Consider the following 18,406-nt stretch of genomic DNA (forward strand, 5'->3'; position numbering starts at 1 on the left):
AGTATTCGAGATGAAAACATTATTATTACTCTCGACAGCATTGTTTTCTACAGTCATTTTCGCAAATCCTAGTCGTTGCGAGATGGGAAGAATTAGTGAACCGAATATGCGTTTGGCAAGTTACTACAATAGTCAGGCAGCAAGCTCATTTAGTGTGAACTGCACAGGAAAATATCGGATCCGTTTTAATAGTCGGAATTTACAAGATGCTTCAGGAAATAGTTTTTTGAACAATGGACCAGTTAAATTAAGGACTCGTATGACGGTTTCGGGTGCTATGGATAATATTTGGAATATCCCAACAGAGCAGGGGGCAGGTAAAAACAATTATGTTGTAGCAGTACGCCTTACAGAGCGTATAACCGCGACCACACCAGCTGGTAAATATAGAGATACCGTATTTGTAAATATGGTGTTTTGATGATGCATTTAATACACCATGGGTGATTGCAGAAATAAGGTTGAGTTTTTGTAATCATCATCAAACTGTCAAAAAGTTTAACTAAACTTGGACCAAAATAAGAAAAGTTTGGAATAGCATGATCGGTTCAATGACAACAAAATTATTCAAACAGCACAATTTCCCAGAACCTCAGCGGTTTTATCTCAAGCAACAACATCAGCATAATATTCAGCAAGAACTCTCTATCCTTCAAGAAACACTAAAACCCAAGTTAAAAATAACCATCGTGACGGAAACATGGTCACCAGAAATCAATGGTGTTGCGAACTCTTTATTACAACTGTGTAAAGGTTTGCAGACACTGGGACATCGTATTCAGCTCATCCGCCCAATACAAAAAAACATATGTGCCGACTTTCAGGCAGAACAGGAGTGTTTGGTCTGGGCGAAAAGCATTCCTAAATATGCCGATATGCAATTTGGTATGCCACAGTATGTCAAAGTCAGCAAAGCGATTGAGCGCTTCGCGCCAGATGTGGTCCATATTGTGACGGAAGGACCGTTGGGGTTGACGGCACTGTATGCTGCTCAAGCACATCAAATTCCAGTGTCTAGTGGCTTTCATTCAACTTTTCATGACTTTAGTCGCTTCTTTGATTTGGCTTTGCTGGTCAAACCGATTGAAAGTTATCTTCGCTGGTTTCATAACCATACGGTACTCACCTGTGTGCCGAGTCAAACCACGTTAAATCAACTCCAGACCTTTGGTGTGACTTGCCCCTTGGTTGAGGTTGGGCGAGGGGTGGATACAACTCGCTTCCATCCAGAGCATCGCTCAGAACAATTGCGTCAGTGCTGGCAAGCAGATGCAAATACTTCTGTATTGCTATATGTGGGACGTTTATCTCCAGAAAAAGAAGTCGACGTGCTCATTCAGAGTTATTTGAATATCAAGAAGCAGCAATCGCGCAAGTTGAAAATGGTGATTGTGGGGGATGGGCCAGATCGTAAGCGCTTAACCGAGATAGCAAATGGCTCAGATGTTATTTTTACGGGAAGCTTAACAGGGCAGTCACTCGCCCAAGTTTACGCCAGTGCAGATGCTTTTGTTTTTGCAAGTCAAATAGAGACTTTTGGTAATGTGGTACTTGAAGCCATGGCCAGCGGCTTGCCTGTGGTGGCCTATAACTATGCCAGTCCGCAGCGTTATATCAAGCAAGGTATAACAGGGTGGTTGAGTCCTTTTGGACAAGTGGCACACTTTATGCAAACTATTATTCAGTTGCCAGAGCAAAAGGTACTTAGATGTATGGGAACTCAAGCGCGTCAAGATATTGAAAGTGTAGGCTGGCAGTATCCTGTAAAACAGTTTGAGCAGGCCTTATATCACGCGGCAAAGATTAAGGTAGCACTTTAACCAATAGCTGTATTAAAAGCGTCAGTGATAAAGATGAGTTGGGTAATTTTGATGAGTTTTAACTTAAATCATCAAACTGTCAAAAACACCCTTTAATATGAGCCTAAAGAGAAGCGATTTTGATGAATTAAATCGTCATATAACAATGATTTTCCAGCTGAACTTTCAACATTGTTGTTAAGGAGAAGTGGTATGAATCTTAAAACTGCAAAAATAAGAATATTAGATTTAGATTTAAAAGGTTGTGTCTATCTCAATCATTTCTCCCATTCGCATGCTGTAGCTAATTTTTTTAAGCGGATCAGTCGATTGGGGGATGGCATCTTTTGGTACACGATGTTGGCTTTAACTTGGTTGTTGCAAGGATTGGTCTACAGTTTGCAAATCGTGTATTTGGTTCTTGGTTCATTGTGCGGGACTTTAATTTATAAAGTCTTAAAAATCAAAACTATTCGCCCAAGACCTTATCAAGTGCATCAGGTGATTCGAATGGGTGAGCGACCGCTTGACCATTTTAGTTTTCCTTCAGGTCATACTTTACATGCAGTGATGGTCAGTACTTTATTGGGCTTTGTACAGCCAATTTTATTGGTGCTCATGTTGCCTTTTACTGTTTTGGTTGCTGCGTCACGCATGATTTTAGGGCTGCATTATCCAAGTGATGTGTTGGTCGGAGCGGCGATAGGTGCAGTCGTAGCCGTCGCTTTAATTTGTAGTGCACCATTTTTAAATATTGTGTTGTAAAAAAGCCCAATTTTATCTCAAACAAACTAGCGCTTAAATTTCAGAGTTTGCTACAGTACAGCATCTTCTACATTGTGATGAGACTCCACCATGGGCTTACGTTGGTCAGACACTATTGATATTGCTATTGAGTTGTATGAAGCTCATCCAGATGTCGATCCGCAGTGGATTCGCTTTACAGACTTACATGCTTGGGTGTGTGCCTTACCAGACTTTAGTGATGATCCGACCAAGTCGACTGAAGGTTTGCTTGAAGCAATTCAAATGGCATGGATTGACGAAGCGCGATAATCCTTGTATCGAAAAAAGCAACTTTTTACAGAGTAAAAGCAGAAAATTGTGCATTATGTCGGTATAATGCGCCAAAATTTTCATGTCTACATTGACTTAAGGAGCCAATCATGGCTATTGAACGTACTTTATCTATCGTAAAACCAGACGCAGTTGCTAAAAACCACATCGGTGACATTTTTGCTCGTTTTGAAAAAGCTGGTCTTCAAATCGTTGCAACTAAAATGAAACACTTGACTCAAGCTGAAGCTGAAGGTTTCTACGCAGAGCACAAAGAACGTGGTTTCTTTGCTGACCTAGTTGCGTTCATGACTTCTGGTCCAGTTGTTGTTTCAGTTCTTGAAGGCGAAAACGCAGTTCTTGCTCACCGCGAAATCCTTGGCGCAACTAACCCTAAAGAAGCTGCTCCAGGTACTATCCGCGCTGACTTCGCTGTAAGCATCGACGAAAATGCTGCTCACGGTTCTGACTCTGTAGCATCTGCTGATCGTGAAGTTAACTACTTCTTCGCTCAAACTGAGATTGCTCCACGTACTCGTTAATTCGAAGTATTCAAACCAGATAAGTGTTATTATACTTATCTGGTTTTTTTATTCCCTGAATAAATTTCTGCTCGTTTATTGAGCTTCTCCTTTCATCGTTAGACATGGTTTAGGTAATACACATGAGTACTGAAGTGGTCGCTGTCTCTACAGTTTCGGCTGAACAGCAACAATCTCCATCCGCTCCTGCACAGCAAAACTCTGTTGCGAAAGTGAACTTACTTGGCATGTCACGTCCGCAGCTTGAAAAATTCTTCGAAGATATGGGAGAAAAAAAGTTTCGCGCAGGACAGGTGATGAAATGGATTCATCAGTTTTTTGTGACTGATTTTGCTGAGATGACCAATATCTCAGGCAAGTTACGTGAAAAACTTGAAAAACTTTGTGAAATTAAAGCGCCAGAAGTGGTGCATAAAAATTATTCTAAAGATGGTACGCGTAAGTGGGTCTTTCGCGTCGGTGAGGGCGAAGGCTCTTTGGTTGAAACCGTATTGATCCCTGCTGAGCATCGCAGTGGTTTGCGCCGTACTTTATGTATTTCATCTCAAGTGGGCTGTGCACTGGATTGTTCATTCTGTTCAACCGGTAAACAAGGTTTTCAGCGCGACTTAAACCCAGATGAAATTATTGGTCAGCTATGGGTCGCAAACTATTCTTATATGGAAGATGTGCCTGTAGCTGAGCGTGAGCGCTCGGTGACCAACGTCGTAATGATGGGGATGGGCGAGCCATTACTCAACTATGATGCCGTATTGAGCTCAATGCGTATTATGCTAGACGATTTTGCTTATGGTATGTCTAAGCGCCGTGTGACCTTGTCGACTTCAGGTGTAGTGCCGAAAATTGATCAATTGGCACAAGATATTGATGTTGCATTGGCAATCTCCCTACACGCGCCAAATGATGAATTGCGGAATGAATTGGTTCCAATCAATAAAAAATATCCATTGGCACAATTGATTGCAGCATGTCAGCGTTATATCGCTAAAGACGGTAATGAAAGTGCGCGTAAGCATGTCACGATTGAATATGTGATGTTGGATGGGGTGAATGATCATCCTGAGCATGCACAGCAGATGATTAAACTGTTGAAGAATTTACCAAGTAAAATTAATTTAATTCCGTTTAATCCATTTCCACATGCGCCTTATGGTCGTTCAAGTCGCAACCGCATTATTTCTTTCCAAAAAACTTTGTCTGACGCCGGATTTGTGTGTACGATTCGTCAAACGCGTGGTGATGATATTGATGCTGCCTGCGGACAATTGGTTGGTCAAGTGGCCGATCGAACACGTCGTGCTGAGCAGTGGAAAAAGAAAGTAGCAGAGAAAAACGAGATTCTACGTTCACAAGGATAATATAAGGGGATGCCAATTGAAAAAACCCGTTTCTAAACTTTACCTTGCGCTGACACTGGGTGTGTCAGTGTGGTACTTGGTGGGTTGCCAAACCGTGAATACGAAAGGTGACCCAAGTAAAGCAGTACAAGTTAGAACGCAATTGGCGGCTGAATATATTAAGTCGAATGATTACGATGCTGCGAAACGCACATTGGATCAAGCATTAGACATCGACTCTCGTGATGCATCTGCAAATATGATGATGGGCGTTTTGTTACAGCGTGAAGGCAGTCCACAAAATGTGGAAAAGGCAGAGCGTTATTTTAAGCATGCAATTGCGGCTGAGCCAAAAAATGCACAGGCTCGTAACAACTACGGTACGTATTTATATCAAATTGGGCGTTATAATGACGCGATTGATCAACTTCAAGTTGCAGGTTCAACTTTAGGGTATGATCAACGTTATCGAGCATTGGAGAATTTAGGTCGTGCGTATCTACAAGTAGGTCGAGTGGCGGAAGCAGAAGCTGCTTTTAAACAAGCTCTACAGGTAAACTCAGGTGCCTATCTAGCCATGATCGAAATGGCGGAAATTTCATATTTACGTCAGCAAAATGCTGAAGCTACGCAGTACTATGAACAGTTTGTGCGAGCGGTTGGCGAGAAAAACTTAGATGCACGTGCGCTTTGGATTGGGATCCGAATTGCGCGAGCAAATCATGACACGATGGGTTCGCAAGTACTGGTCAACCAGTTACGTGCATTGTATCCAGACAGTCAAGAATACAAACGTTATTTGCAATTACAGTACACTACTGAGGCCGTATGGAAGTAAATCCTAATTCACCACAATCGAATGGTTCTAGCAATGCTTTAGGAAATATCCAACGTCCGGGTGATTATCTTCGTCAAATTCGTATTACACAAAAACGTGAATTAAGCGACGTTGCCAAAGAGTTGAATATTCCACTCAAGACCTTAACTGCGCTTGAGCAGGACGAATATACAGCGCTTCCAGAAGCAACCTTCATTAAGGGTTACTATCGTACTTATGCGAAGTTCCTAAAAGTGGATGCTACTACGATTATTCAGCGTTTTGATGACATCTATGCCAATGATACGGGGCTATTGCCGAATCATGCATTGAATAATTCACCGATTAAAATCATGGGTAAATTACCCGGTTCTAACCGTGACCGTAACCGTAAATGGTTGAAACGTGGACTGATTGCGATTGTTGTAATTGCGATTTTGGCAGCGTTGTTCGGCATGATCCAGAATTGGTCAGGTAGTACAGATGAGGCTGCGACTCCACAGACAGAATCTGATGTACAAATCATCAATATGAATGGGGCTGCTGCAACTACAGGGGATCAGTTGAAACTTGAGTTCAATCGTCCTACGTCTGTACATATTGTCGATTCAACTGGCAAAGTACTGGCAACAGGGCGTCAAGCCTCTACACTTGAGCTTGCGGGTGAGACTCCTTTCCAAATTCGTATTGATGATGCCGCTGCTGTGTCACTCAGCTTAAATAATGAAAGTATTTCATTGTCACCATATACCGTCGGTGGAAAAGCAGATTTCCGCTTGTCACGTTAATGGGATCAAGGAAAAGCAATGATTGTAAATCCAATTAAACGCAAGCCTACTCGTAAGATTCGTGTAGGTTCAGTCTATGTCGGTGGCGATGCGCCCATCAGCATTCAAAGTATGACCAATACTGAAACTTGTGATGTGGAAGCAACGCTAGCGCAAATTCAGCGCTGTGCAGATGTAGGTGCGGACATCATGCGTGTTTCTGTACCGACGATGGAAGCTGCAGAGGCTTTTGGTGAAATTCGTAAGCGTTCATCGGTGCCGTTGGTTGCAGATATTCATTTTGATTACAAGATTGCACTGCGTGTTGCAGACTTGGGTGCGGACTGTTTAAGGATTAACCCCGGAAATATTGGCTCTGAAGCAAAAATTCGCGAAGTGGTGGCCGCAGCGCGCCATAACGATATTTCTATGCGTATTGGAGTGAATGCAGGTTCACTGGAAAAAGATATTCAAAAGAAATATGGTGAGCCAACAGGTCAGGCTTTGCTTGAGTCGGCGATGCGTCATATTGATATTCTAGACCGTTTAGATTTTCATGAATTCAAAGTCTCAGTGAAAGCATCCAATGTGTTTTTAACCATGGATGCTTACCGTCTATTGTCACAGCAAATTGATAATCCGTTACATCTGGGTGTGACAGAAGCTGGGATTTACCGTACAGGTTCAGTGAAGTCTGCGATTGCATTGGGCGGTTTGTTGTTGGATGGCATTGGTGACACCATGCGTATTTCCTTGGCAGCGGAACCTGAAGAAGAGATTAAGATTGGTTTTGATATTTTAAAATCACTCAGTCTTCGTTCAAATGGCATTAACTTCATTGCTTGTCCAAGTTGTTCACGTCAAGAATTCAACGTGATTTCAGTGATGCAAGCCTTAGAAGAGCGTTTAGAAGATATTCGTACCCCAATGGATGTGTCGGTGATTGGGTGTAAAGTGAATGGTCCGGGTGAAGCCAAAGAAGCCGATATTGGTGTAGTTGGTGCAAGTCCACGTTCACTGGTGTATCGTAATGGTGAAAAGAGCCATTTAATTGACACAAATCAGTTGGTTGACGAAATCGAAACGATGGTTCGTCAGCGTGTTTCAGAGCTTGAAGAAGCTAAATCTAAAGAGATCATCCGTAGTTCATCATGAGTTCAATTGTCGCAATCAAAGGTTTTAATGACATTCTTCCTACGCAAACACCAGCGTGGAGACGTCTTGAACAGCATCTCGCATCATTGATGGATGCGTATGGCTACCAGCAAATTCGTTTGCCTATTGTTGAACAAACCAATTTGTTCAAACGTTCAATTGGTGATGCAACGGATATCGTTGAAAAAGAAATGTACACCTTCTTGGACAAAGGTAATCCGCCTGAGTCTTTGACTTTGCGTCCTGAAGGAACAGCAGGCTGTGTACGTGCCATGCTGGAGCATAACTTGCTTCGCGGTGCAACGCCTCGTGTCTGGTATATCGGGCCGATGTTCCGTTATGAAAAGCCGCAAAAGGGTCGTTACCGTCAGTTCCACCAATTTGGCGTGGAAACCTTTGGTGTTGCAACCCCAGATATGGATGCTGAGCTGATTTTGATGACGGCACGTCTGTGGAAACGCATGGGTGTGGCAGATAAAGTTCAACTTGAGTTGAATACTTTAGGTGAGTCTGATGAACGTGCAGCTTATCGTGCGGCATTGGTGGAGTTCTTAGAATCACATAAAAATGATTTAGATGAAGATTCACAGCGTCGTTTAACCACCAACCCACTACGTATCCTTGACTCTAAAGATGCAAAAACCCAAGCCATTTTAGTAAATGCGCCGAAGTTGCATGACTTTATGGGAGAGGAGACACTACAGCACTTTACCACTTTGCAGCATTATTTAACCGATGCAGGTGTGAGCTTCGTGATTAACCAAAAACTGGTGCGTGGCTTAGATTATTACAATAAAACTGTATTTGAATGGACCACCACGCATTTGGGTTCACAAGGCACAGTCTGTGCGGGCGGTCGTTATGATGGCTTAGTGGGTCAGCTTAAAGGCAAGGCCGATCAGTCTGTACCTGCAGTTGGCTTTGCGATGGGTATGGAGCGTCTGTTGTTGTTGCTTGAGCAAGTCGAAGACGCTACACCTATACGTGACTGCGAAATGTTTTTATTGGCAGATCCTGCTTCTCAAGGCAAAGCTTTGGTGCTTGCAGAACAAATTCGTAACCAGTTAGATGCTGCATCAAGCACGCTTCGTTTGAAAGTTGGTTCACATGGTTCAATGAAGTCGCAAATGAAAAAAGCGGATCAGTCTGGCGCATTGTTTGCCCTCATTTTGGGTGAGCGCGAGGTAGAAGCTGCACAGTTTGCCGTAAAAGAGTTGGCAACAGCTGAACAAACTTTGGTTGCGGTGGATGACATCGTGCCATTTATGATTGAAAAATTTTCTTCAAAATAAGCCAAAATATAAGGAAAGGGTAGTCACATGAGCGCATTAAGTGATGAAGAACAACTTGATAGTTTAAAGTCTTTCACTAAGAAATATGGTTCAGCCATTATTAGTGGGATTTTAATTGCGCTGATTGCCTTTTTTGGATGGCAATACTGGCAGAAGAAGACTTTGGCCCAGAACCAAATGAACACGGCTAAAGTTCAACAATTGATGGATGAAGCACGTGCAACGCAAGGTGATGCATTTACAGCCTTGTCTGCAACTGCCGACAAAATTGTGAAAGAAGCACCAGATTCGGCGCAGGCCATTCAAACGCAATTGTTGATGGCAAAATTGGCCTATGACAAAGCGGATTATGCTAGTGCTGAAAAAGCGTTGAAGAAAGTTGAAAACTCGAAAGTGGATGACGACGGCTTAGTGCAAATTGTGAAATTGCGTTTAGCTTATGCACAATTGGCGCAAAAGAAGTTTGATGATGCGATTAAAAACCTCGCATTGGTAAAAGATCCTGCTTTTAAAGCGACAGCCGATGAAGCTTTGGGTGATGTCTATGTGGCTAAAAATGACATCGAAAATGCGAAAAAAGCGTACCAAAGTGCATGGGATCAGTTGGTTGAACGTAAACAAGAACGCCAAATTTTACAAATTAAACTCGAAAGTGTTGGTATTTTAGTTGATGATCCTGAAATCGAACGTCCACTTATAGAAACAGCAGCGGAAGAAACTGAATGAATAGAAAATACAAAATTTCGTGCGCATTAACAGTATTAACTTTAGCGCTTGCGGGTTGTGCAAGTAGCGGAAAAGTAAAAGAAGTTAAGCCGAATCCACTTCCAAAACTGACTCAGGCGAAAACCCTGACTCCTGTATTTTCTCAAAGTGTGTCTTCAACTTCGACTGCTGATCCTTTACGTTTACGCCTAGATGCAGACAACGGTGTAGTTTTTGCGCTTGACCCTAAAGGTGTAGTGACGGCATATCAAGGTAAACAAAAACTATGGCAGAAAGAAGTATCTAAAGCCGGCTTGAGTTCAGGTGTTGAGGCTGCCGATGGTCATGTCATTGTAGGTAACGCCAAAGGGCAATTGTTTGCTTTAGATCAGGCAACTGGCGAGCAAAAATGGACAGCACAATTAACGGGTGCACTTCTTGCGCCATCGTTGATTCAAGCTGGTCGTGTAATTTCTGTCAGTAATGATGGCACTGTTTTTGCGCATGATTTGGCAACAGGTCAGCAAGTGTGGACCTATAACTTACCGAATGTACAACTTAGTTTGCGCGGCAATGCTGCGCCTGTTCCTGTCGATGCGCGTACAGTGCTAATTTCTTCAGCTAATGCCTATGTTTATGCTTTAGATGTGCTTACTGGCGTGCCACGTATGCAGCGCCGTGTAGCTGTGTCGGATGGTCGTTCGGATATTCAACGTTTGAATGATGTTGATGGTGATCCTGTAGTGGCAGGTCAGTACTTGATTACGACCAGCTATCAAGGTCAAGTGACCATGACAGATTTGGCTTCACAGCAAGTAGTGTGGAGTGAAGACTCAAGCAGTACGCAGCGCCCTGAAGTAGTGGGTAATGGTGTATTCGTGGCGCAAACTGACGGTAAGTTAGTGGCTTATGAAATTAGCACGGGTCAAAAGCTTTGGGAGAATGACAGCCTGCTGAACCGCCAATTGAGTAATCCAGTGATGTTAGGCCAAGACCTAATCGTCGGTGATCTAGATGGTGTATTGCACATGCTGAACCCTGCGACAGGTGAGTTGATCGGTCGTGCTAAGACGTCTGGCGAAGTGCGTACTTTACGTGTGATTGATGATCAGCTCTATGTTGCGACACGAAAGGGTGCATTAAGCATTTGGCAGAATCGTTAATTCTGTTCGACTTATGTTAAACTAGTCGAAATTCGTATTTTTTAAATTCCTCGGGGTGTTTGCTTAGTCAAAACCCCGAGTTTTTATTCAGGTTTTTCACCTAATTTTCTTCCAGTTTCTGATGTTCAGACCAGTCTCACTGGCTGATCTTGAATAAAGGTTAATCTATGAAACCCGTAATTGCGCTCATTGGTCGTCCGAACGTCGGAAAATCAACGCTATTTAACCAGATCACCAAAAGCCGAGACGCGCTTGTTGCTGACTTTGCCGGTCTGACTCGTGACCGTAAATATGGTGATGCTGTATTTCAAAATAAGTCTTTCATTGTGGTTGATACTGGTGGTATTGGCGAAAATGAAGGCGGTATCGACTCTTACATGGCAGAACAGTCTAAAACTGCCATCAATGAAGCCGATATTATTGTATTCGTAGTTGATGCACGCGCAGGCCTGCTCGCATCGGATGAGCAAATTGCGCGTGAGCTACGTACACTCGGTAAGAAAGTTTACCTTGTGGCGAATAAAGTTGATGGTGTACATGCCGAAGCTGCACTTGTTGAATTTTACAAGTTAGGTATGGGCGAACCTATGCAAGTGGCTGCGAGCCATGGTCGCGGTGTACAGCAAATGCTTGAAGACGTGCTTTCAAGTGTGCCCGAAGATGAAGATGCAGATGAGCACGACAAGAACACAGGCTTACGTTTAGCGATTATTGGTCGTCCAAACGTCGGTAAATCTACGCTAGTGAACCGTTTATTGGGTGAAGAGCGTGTAGTTGCATTTGACCAACCGGGGACAACCCGCGACTCGATCTATATCCCGTATGAACGTGATGGCCGTCAGTACACCTTAATCGATACTGCAGGTGTGCGCCGTAAAGGTAAAGTCGATGAAATGATTGAGAAGTTCTCAATTGTGAAAACACTCCAGGCCATTAAAGATGCCCATGTCATTGTGGTTGTACTTGATGCACGTGAAGGTGTGGTTGAGCAAGATCTACATTTGATTGGTTACGCGCTTGAAGCGGGCCGTGCGATGGTGATTGCGATTAACAAATGGGACAACATGTCTGAGTATGATCGTAAACAATGTAAGTTGGATGTCGATCGTCGCTTTGACTTTATTCCTTGGGCGAAAGTGCATTTAATTTCTGCATTGCATGGTACGGGTGTGGGGGATCTATATCCATCGATTCACCGTGCTTATGATTCGTCACATTTGAAAGTTTCACCTGCAAAAATCACACAAATTTTAAGTGATGCTACGGATGCGCACCAACCGCCAATGGTCGGTGGTCGCCGTATTAAAATGCGTTATGCACATATGGGTGGTCAAAATCCACCAACGATTGTAGTGCATGGTAACAAAGTCGATAAAACCCCTGCGGATTATCGCCGTTATTTAGAAAACGTATTCCGTAAAGTGTACAAACTTGAAGGTACGCCAGTACGTATTGAGTTTAAAACCTCTGAAAACCCATTTGAAGGACGTAAGTCACAGGTGGATGAACGTACGGCAGCACGTAAGCGTCGTTATGTTCAGAAGTTTAAGAAAGCTGAGAAGAAATTCAAACGCTAATCAGGCATTTAGGTTTTGATGCTGAAAAGCCCAAAGTGATCTTTGGGCTTTTTTATTTTATGATGCATGAAACCATGATAGGAAGACAAAGTGGCAAGGATAATACGTGTTGAGCTGAAAAAGATTGAGGACATTGTGCAGATGAATCACAGCCTGTCACGTGTTGAGCAAATTGCACAGCGAAAACAAGCCATTTATCAATATCGCAATCAATGCTTATCCGAACAACGGCAGATGGTTGTGGATGATCACTCCATTGCACAGAGTGAGACAGGTAAACCTTATTTGCTTGATCAGCCTTCTTTTCATTTCAATCATAGTCACAGCCAAAACTACTACGCTTTAGCTACCAGTGAGCGGATGCAAGATCTAGGCGTGGACGTGGAAGAATTAAGCCGAAAAGTACGCTTTGAGGCTTTGGCTAAACATGCTTTTCATGTAGAGGAACTTCGCGTGTGGTACGAGTTTGATCAGGACAAAGCATACTGGTTTAAGGTCTGGACCACCAAAGAAGCGGTACTTAAAGCCTCGGGTTTAGGCATTCGTTTAAACTTAAATGAACTGAACACTCAAGCACATCCAACGCATAATGGCGGCATGTGTAGTCATCCGCTGATTGGGAGTTTTGCCTATCAAAATTTTGAGTTGGGAGATGTGATGTTGACCGTGGCTTGGCGGGCAGAACAGTCCTGCCGTGGCTATGGATTGCCTCAGATTGAGCTGGTACAACACCTTCTCACCGACATAAAAAAGCCTCTCGATTGAGAGGCTTTCTTTTTCACACTATGGTGTGTATTTATGGAATTTCATTTTCTTCTTCAAACTCAGGCTTCACTTGAACAATGAAGTCTTGACGGTTTAAGCCACGCCATAAAGCAAAAGCTGTACCGATATAGATTGAAGAGTAGGTACCCACAAAGACGCCCACAAACATTGCAACAGAGAACCATTTAAGGCCATCACCACCGAGGATCATCATCGAGATCACCACCAACAATAAAGTCATTGAGGTGTGAATGGTACGACGTAGGGTCTCAGTTAAAGCGATGTTAACGATCTCTAAAGGCGAAGCGCCACGAATCTTACGGAAGTTTTCACGAATACGATCCGAAACGACAATGTTGTCATTCAGTGAGAAACCAATCAGAGCCAGAATTGCAGCCAATACAGTTAAGTCAAATGGCCACTGCATCATGGCAAAAATACCAATGGTGACCACCACGTCATGGAACAAAGACAGTACCGCACCCATCGCCAGTTTGAATTCAAAGCGAATCGTTACGTAGACCAACATCAGCAGTAACGCTAAAGCCACAGCACCCGCTGAACGAATGTAGAGTTCATTGCCAACTTGTCCACCCACCACATCAACCTTGTTGACCGAAGCTGAGTTACCTGGTAGCTGTACAGCTTGGGTAATGGTTTTGGTTAAGTCTTCTGCCGCTGTGTCTTCTTGTACAGGCATACGCACAATCAAATCACGATCTGAACCAATGGTTTGTACTACAGGGTCATGAAAGCCAGCTTTGGTCAGTGCAGCAGAGACATCGGCTGACTTCACTGGTTTGCTATAGTTCAATTCGGCAGAAATACCACCAGTAAAGTCCAAACCTAAGTTGAGACCCTTGGTGAAAATAAAGAATAGGCTGCCGATGGTTAAGACAATAGAAAGAATGGCTGCAGGCAGCGCAATCTTCATAAAATCAATCACGCGTTCATCATCTGGACGGCCGTATTTTTTTGAATCTTGTTGAGTCACATCAGTCATCATCGATCTCCTTATATGCTCAACTTTTTCAAGTTACGTTTTTTGCCATAAATGAGCTGTACAATCGCACGTGTTACTGTAATAGCAGTAAACATAGAGCAGATAATACCGATCATTAAGGTCACAGCGAAGCCTTTAATTGGGCCTGTACCGATAGCAAATAGGATAAACGCAACCAAGAATGTGGTTAAGTTTGAGTCGAAAATGGTGTTATAAGCACGGTCATAACCCGCCACAATGGCTTGTTTGGGTGATGCTCCCCACTTCATTTCTTCACGTATTCGCTCACAGATCAAGACGTTGGCATCGACCGCCATACCAATGGTAATCACAATACCCGCAATACCCGGCAGGGTGAGGGAAGCACCAATCCAAGACATGACGGTTAGAATCATGGCTAAGTTGAAGACCAAGGCAAAGTTAGCAATTAAACCAAATAGATGGAAGAAGACTACCATCCAGATTGCTACCAGTAAGAAACCGATTTGCGTTGATAAAACACCTTTATCAATGTTTTCTTGACCGAGGCTAGGACCAACGACACGTTCTTCAACAAAGTACATTGGCGCAGCAAGTGCACCAGCACGTAGCATTAGTGCAAGTTCAGACGCTTCTTGAGGTGAATCTAGACCCGTGATGCGGAATTGAGAGCCGAGTACCGCTTGAATGGTTGCAGCGTTAATCACGACAGACTCTGCATAAGGTGTACGGACTTCGGTTTGAGCACCAGTCGCAGGATCGGTGATATAGCTAATACGTTGTTTATTTTCAATAAACAACACAGCCATACGCTTGCCCACAGCATTACGGGTTGCATCGGCCATCAGTTTGCCACCTGCTGTGTCTAAGGTAATGTTTACCTCAGCACCGCCAGTGTCTTGGCTAAAGCCACTTGATGCGTTTTGAACACGTTCACCCGTTAAAATACGGTTACGGTTTAAAAGTAATTCACGTCCGCTGTCTAAAGACTGATATGCAAAAAGTTCGGTTCCTGGTGGAAGCGGTTGACCATTGCTCTTGCCCGTATAAGGGTCAATCACTTGGTCATTTTGGTCAGAGACCAAACGAAACTCTAGGTTTGCTGTACGACCCAAGACACGTTTTGCCTCAGCAGTGTCTTGAACACCTGGGAGCTCAACCACGATGCGGTTACTACCTTGTGTTTGTACCAAGGCTTCTGCCACACCTAACTCGTTAATACGGTTACGTAAAGTGGTTAAGTTTTGGTTCACGGCATAAGATTGAATTTCTTGGCGGCGAACATCGGTATAGGTTAAACGTAAGGTTGAACCTGTCGCGGTTGCGAACGCTTGCTGATTAAACTCATTACCATTGCTACGTAAGTAGTCTTGAGCCGCAGTGCGATCATCGTTGTTGGCGAACTGAACGGTAATGGTGTTGTTGTTTAATGCAAGGCTGTTAAATTTAATTTTGTTGTCACGGAACTGACGACGTAAATCAGTCGCAGAGGTTTCCATGCGCTGAGCAATCGCTTTATCCATATCCACTTCTAATAAGAAGTGAACACCACCACGTAAGTCCAGACCGAGCTTCATTGGTTTTGCACCAATTTTTTGTAGCCACTCTGGCGTGGTTGGTGCCAAGTTCAACGCGACAACATAGTCATCACCAAGGCCACGACGTAACGCTTCTTTGGCTTTTAATTGTGCTTCGCTAGAGTCAAGACGTAACAGTGCAGCATTATTGCTAAAACTGTTGTCATGGCTTGAGATACTTTCAGATTTTAAAATCTGCTCTGCTTTTTGTACGATGCTTTGGTCAATTTGGGTACCAGCTTTGGCACCAGAAATTTGAACCGCAGGCTCATCTGGATACAAACTAGGCAGGGCATATAATGTACTGATCACCAAAACCACGAGAATCAGTAGATATTTCCATGCTGGGTAACGCATTTGTTTTCTTCTTAAAATGAAAAAAGTCGTGCGGATGCACGACTAATTTTTTTGATTAAAGGTTATTTAATGTGCCTTCAGGAAGAACTGAAATCACACTTGCGCGTTGAATTTTTACGTCTACACCGCGGCTCAGTTCAACCACTGCAAAGTCACCTTCGAGTTTAGTGATTTTACCCATTAAGCCACCAGCAAATACTACTTCGCTGCCTACGCCAAGGCTTTCAACCAAAGAGCGGTGCTCTTTAGCACGTTTTGCTTGAGGGCGCCAAATTAAGAAGTAGAAGATTGCAATAAAAACAGCAATCATCAATAAGTTTGCGACCATACTTGGTTGTTGTGCAGCTTCACCCGCTGCGTGAGCTGTAGAAATAAAAAGGCTCATTTCAAATTCCTAAACTAAAAAAACGGTGACCAACGAATTGATCATAAATAGACTTGTTCTGCAATTTACCTTGTCTTTTTACCAAGCGCAAATGCTCACAACAATTAATCTTGGGGGCAAGGTGGAACTTCTAAACCACGACGTGCATAAAAATCTTCAACAAAGGCATCAAAGCGATCATTATCCAATGCATCACGAATGTCTTGAGTGAAGCGTTGGTAGTAACGTAAGTTATGAATAGTACCGAGCATTGAACCTAGCATCTCGCCACATTTTTCCAAATGGAATAAGTACGCGCGAGTAAAGTTTGTACAGGTATAACAGTCACAGTGTGGATCAAGCGGACTTTGATCATGACGGTATTTACTGTTACGGATACGCACTAAACCGTCGGTCACAAAATAATGTCCATTTCGGGCATTACGTGTAGGCATGACACAGTCAAACATATCGACGCCACGGCGGATGCCTTCTACGATGTCTTCAGGTTTACCCACGCCCATCAGGTAGCGCGGTTTGTCTGCCGGCATTTTTTCTGGAAGGTAATCCAGCACTTTGATCATTTCTTCTTTCGGTTCACCGACGGACAGACCACCAATGGCATAACCGTCAAAACCAACTTCAAGCAAGCCTTTTAAAGACTCATCACGTAAGTCTTCATACATACCGCCTTGAATAATGCCGAATAGCGCATTTTTATTTTCAAGCACATCATGGTGCTGAGTCTTACAACGCTTTGCCCAACGCAATGACAATTGTAGCGACTTTTGCGCTTCTTCATGCGTTGCAGGATAAGGCGTACATTCGTCAAAAATCATCACGATGTCTGAGTTCAATGTATGTTGGATGTCCATTGAGATTTCAGGAGACAAAAATACTTTAGAGCCATCAATTGGAGAGCGGAACGTTACGCCATCTTCTTTAATTTTACGCATCGCGCCCAAACTGAAGACTTGGAAGCCGCCTGAATCGGTTAGAATGGGCTTATCCCACTTCATGAATTTATGCAGACCGCCGTGCTCTTTAATCACTTCAAGGCCAGGGCGTAGGTAAAGATGGAAGGTGTTACCTAAAATAATTTGCGCTTTGATGTCTTCAATATCACGCGGGAGCATGCCTTTCACCGTACCATAAGTACCGACAGGCATGAACACAGGGGTTTCAACCACACCATGCTCTAAAGTTAAACGACCACGACGGGCGCGACCCGACTGACCTAATTTTTCAAACTTCATAAAATATCCTGAACAAGAGCAAAGCACTGCTCTGCTTGCAGTGCAAGAGCGAAAAAACAGTTCGCCGCTAAAAGGAGGCTATTTTCCTTGATTATGCAAATAAACACCAGTGTTGTAACACTTTTAACGCAAAGCTTTTCGGAGCAGGGTGGCGTGCTGTAAGGGGGGGGGCGGTTTGAGTTTAAGTCATGGTGGCGAGTGAATCGTGATTAGGATGAAAAGAGTTGATCGCATGGACGAGGTTGTGAACGTAGAAGTTAAAAAGGCACTCATTTTGAGTGCCTTGGATGTGTTGTTTGTGTTAAAGCGATTTTTTAGTTGAAATTGGGACGGTAATCAAAATTTTGCAGCGCAGCAGCGTCACGGAATGGACGCACAGCTTTTTTACCGACAGTCATGGTGTTTACAATGTTGTTTGGAAAGATTTGAATGTGGTTGTTAAACAGTTCGACATTGCGGTTAAAGATGCTGATCGCGGCACCGACATTTTCGTTTTGCTCTTCAATTTCATTCATCATCTTTAGATAAATATCATTGGCTTTGAGTTCAGGGTAGTTTTCGACCACGACATTGAGACTACGCATTAGCTCTTGGTTTAATGCTTCAATGCGCTGTAATTGGTTGACATCTGTATTGTTCAAGTTCAGGTTGAGAATGTTCTGACGGAGCTCAGTAACTTTTTCCAAAGTACCTTTTTCAAAGCTGGAGTATTGTTCGACCAGAGGCTCTAAGCTATCTAGAATTTTTATTTTCTGACGCTCATAGGTTGCTACATCCGACCATGCCCGAATGGTTGCATTGTGGTGTCTGACAATATTATTGCGAATGACGATTATGCCAAACACGATTGCAATAATAATCAAGAAGAAAATCAATAGCCCCATACAGTCCTCAA

Annotated in this window: 19 protein-coding genes; 14 read left to right on the forward strand and 5 right to left on the reverse strand. The window is 43.3% G+C overall.

The features are described from left to right. Window positions 1-10: 10 nt before the first annotated feature. The 14 genes from F986_RS17180 to F986_RS17245 all read left to right on the forward strand — a co-directional run bounded on the left by F986_RS17180 (window position 11) and on the right by F986_RS17245 (window position 12,975). On the forward strand, window positions 11-421 hold the full coding sequence (locus tag F986_RS17180; RefSeq protein ID WP_004697663.1) for a hypothetical protein: 411 nt from the start codon (window positions 11-13) through the stop codon (window positions 419-421). A 118-nt stretch (window positions 422-539) separates the two neighbouring features. Further along, entirely contained in the window at window positions 540-1,820 is a 1,281-nt protein-coding gene (locus F986_RS17185; RefSeq protein WP_004697665.1) for a glycosyltransferase family 4 protein, read from the forward strand. 192 nt (window positions 1,821-2,012) lie between these two features. Next, window positions 2,013-2,564 (forward strand): phosphatase PAP2 family protein, encoded by a 552-nt coding sequence (locus tag F986_RS17190; protein ID WP_004697666.1) that lies wholly within the window; start codon window positions 2,013-2,015, stop codon window positions 2,562-2,564. Window positions 2,565-2,654: 90 nt separating this feature from the next. After that, window positions 2,655-2,855: a Fe-S cluster assembly protein IscX gene (iscX, locus tag F986_RS17195; RefSeq protein ID WP_004697668.1), complete on the forward strand. Its 201-nt coding sequence runs from the start codon at window positions 2,655-2,657 to the stop codon at window positions 2,853-2,855. Between the two features lie 110 nt (window positions 2,856-2,965). Further along, entirely contained in the window at window positions 2,966-3,397 is a 432-nt protein-coding gene (gene ndk, locus F986_RS17200) for a nucleoside-diphosphate kinase (RefSeq protein WP_004697669.1), read from the forward strand. 122 nt (window positions 3,398-3,519) lie between these two features. Beyond that, complete coding sequence (rlmN, locus tag F986_RS17205) at window positions 3,520-4,755, forward strand: dual-specificity RNA methyltransferase RlmN (protein ID WP_004697671.1); 1,236 nt, start codon at window positions 3,520-3,522, stop codon at window positions 4,753-4,755. Between the two features lie 16 nt (window positions 4,756-4,771). Continuing rightward, window positions 4,772-5,572 carry a type IV pilus biogenesis/stability protein PilW gene (gene pilW, locus F986_RS17210; RefSeq protein WP_004697674.1) on the forward strand — a complete coding sequence of 267 codons (801 nt, stop codon included), beginning with the start codon at window positions 4,772-4,774 and terminating at the stop codon, window positions 5,570-5,572. After that, entirely contained in the window at window positions 5,563-6,339 is a 777-nt protein-coding gene (locus tag F986_RS17215) for a helix-turn-helix domain-containing protein (protein WP_004697676.1), read from the forward strand. Before pilW ends, F986_RS17215 begins: the two co-directional genes overlap by 10 nt. 18 nt (window positions 6,340-6,357) lie before the next feature. Next, the gene (gene ispG / locus F986_RS17220; RefSeq protein ID WP_004697677.1) at window positions 6,358-7,473 is read left to right on the forward strand and encodes a flavodoxin-dependent (E)-4-hydroxy-3-methylbut-2-enyl-diphosphate synthase; all 1,116 of its coding nucleotides are present in this window, start codon (window positions 6,358-6,360) and stop codon (window positions 7,471-7,473) included. Next, window positions 7,470-8,765, forward strand: coding sequence for a histidine--tRNA ligase (hisS, locus tag F986_RS17225; RefSeq protein ID WP_004697679.1), 1,296 nt, complete (start codon window positions 7,470-7,472; stop codon window positions 8,763-8,765). The genes ispG and hisS overlap by 4 nt, the downstream gene beginning before the upstream one ends. A gap of 27 nt (window positions 8,766-8,792) precedes the next feature. Continuing rightward, on the forward strand, window positions 8,793-9,491 hold the full coding sequence (locus tag F986_RS17230; RefSeq protein ID WP_004697681.1) for a YfgM family protein: 699 nt from the start codon (window positions 8,793-8,795) through the stop codon (window positions 9,489-9,491). Continuing rightward, the gene (gene bamB, locus F986_RS17235) at window positions 9,488-10,633 is read left to right on the forward strand and encodes an outer membrane protein assembly factor BamB (RefSeq protein ID WP_004697682.1); all 1,146 of its coding nucleotides are present in this window, start codon (window positions 9,488-9,490) and stop codon (window positions 10,631-10,633) included. Before F986_RS17230 ends, bamB begins: the two co-directional genes overlap by 4 nt. Before the next feature lie 167 nt (window positions 10,634-10,800). Further along, complete coding sequence (gene der / locus F986_RS17240; protein WP_004697684.1) at window positions 10,801-12,210, forward strand: ribosome biogenesis GTPase Der; 1,410 nt, start codon at window positions 10,801-10,803, stop codon at window positions 12,208-12,210. A 90-nt stretch (window positions 12,211-12,300) separates the two neighbouring features. After that, the gene (locus F986_RS17245) at window positions 12,301-12,975 is read left to right on the forward strand and encodes a 4'-phosphopantetheinyl transferase family protein (protein ID WP_026056436.1); all 675 of its coding nucleotides are present in this window, start codon (window positions 12,301-12,303) and stop codon (window positions 12,973-12,975) included. Window positions 12,976-13,006: 31 nt separating this feature from the next. Here F986_RS17245 and secF read toward each other — a convergent pair whose 3' ends face one another. The 5 genes from secF to F986_RS17270 all read right to left on the reverse strand — a co-directional run bounded on the left by secF (window position 13,007) and on the right by F986_RS17270 (window position 18,395). Further along, entirely contained in the window at window positions 13,007-13,981 is a 975-nt protein-coding gene (gene secF / locus F986_RS17250; RefSeq protein ID WP_005401700.1) for a protein translocase subunit SecF, read from the reverse strand. Window positions 13,982-13,989: 8 nt separating this feature from the next. Beyond that, a complete protein-coding gene (gene secD / locus F986_RS17255; protein ID WP_004697691.1) occupies window positions 13,990-15,891 on the reverse strand; it encodes a protein translocase subunit SecD in 1,902 nt (633 codons plus the stop codon). Between the two features lie 55 nt (window positions 15,892-15,946). Next, the gene (yajC, locus tag F986_RS17260; protein ID WP_004697692.1) at window positions 15,947-16,276 is read right to left on the reverse strand and encodes a preprotein translocase subunit YajC; all 330 of its coding nucleotides are present in this window, start codon (window positions 16,274-16,276) and stop codon (window positions 15,947-15,949) included. A 104-nt stretch (window positions 16,277-16,380) separates the two neighbouring features. Continuing rightward, window positions 16,381-17,511: a tRNA guanosine(34) transglycosylase Tgt gene (gene tgt / locus F986_RS17265; RefSeq protein WP_004697695.1), complete on the reverse strand. Its 1,131-nt coding sequence runs from the start codon at window positions 17,509-17,511 to the stop codon at window positions 16,381-16,383. Between the two features lie 314 nt (window positions 17,512-17,825). Beyond that, window positions 17,826-18,395 (reverse strand): LemA family protein, encoded by a 570-nt coding sequence (locus F986_RS17270; protein ID WP_004697696.1) that lies wholly within the window; start codon window positions 18,393-18,395, stop codon window positions 17,826-17,828. Window positions 18,396-18,406: the final 11 nt, after the last annotated feature.

The sequence above is a fragment of the Acinetobacter johnsonii CIP 64.6 genome, assembly GCF_000368045.1.
In the GTDB taxonomy this organism is placed as follows: Bacteria; Pseudomonadota; Gammaproteobacteria; order Pseudomonadales; family Moraxellaceae; genus Acinetobacter; species Acinetobacter johnsonii.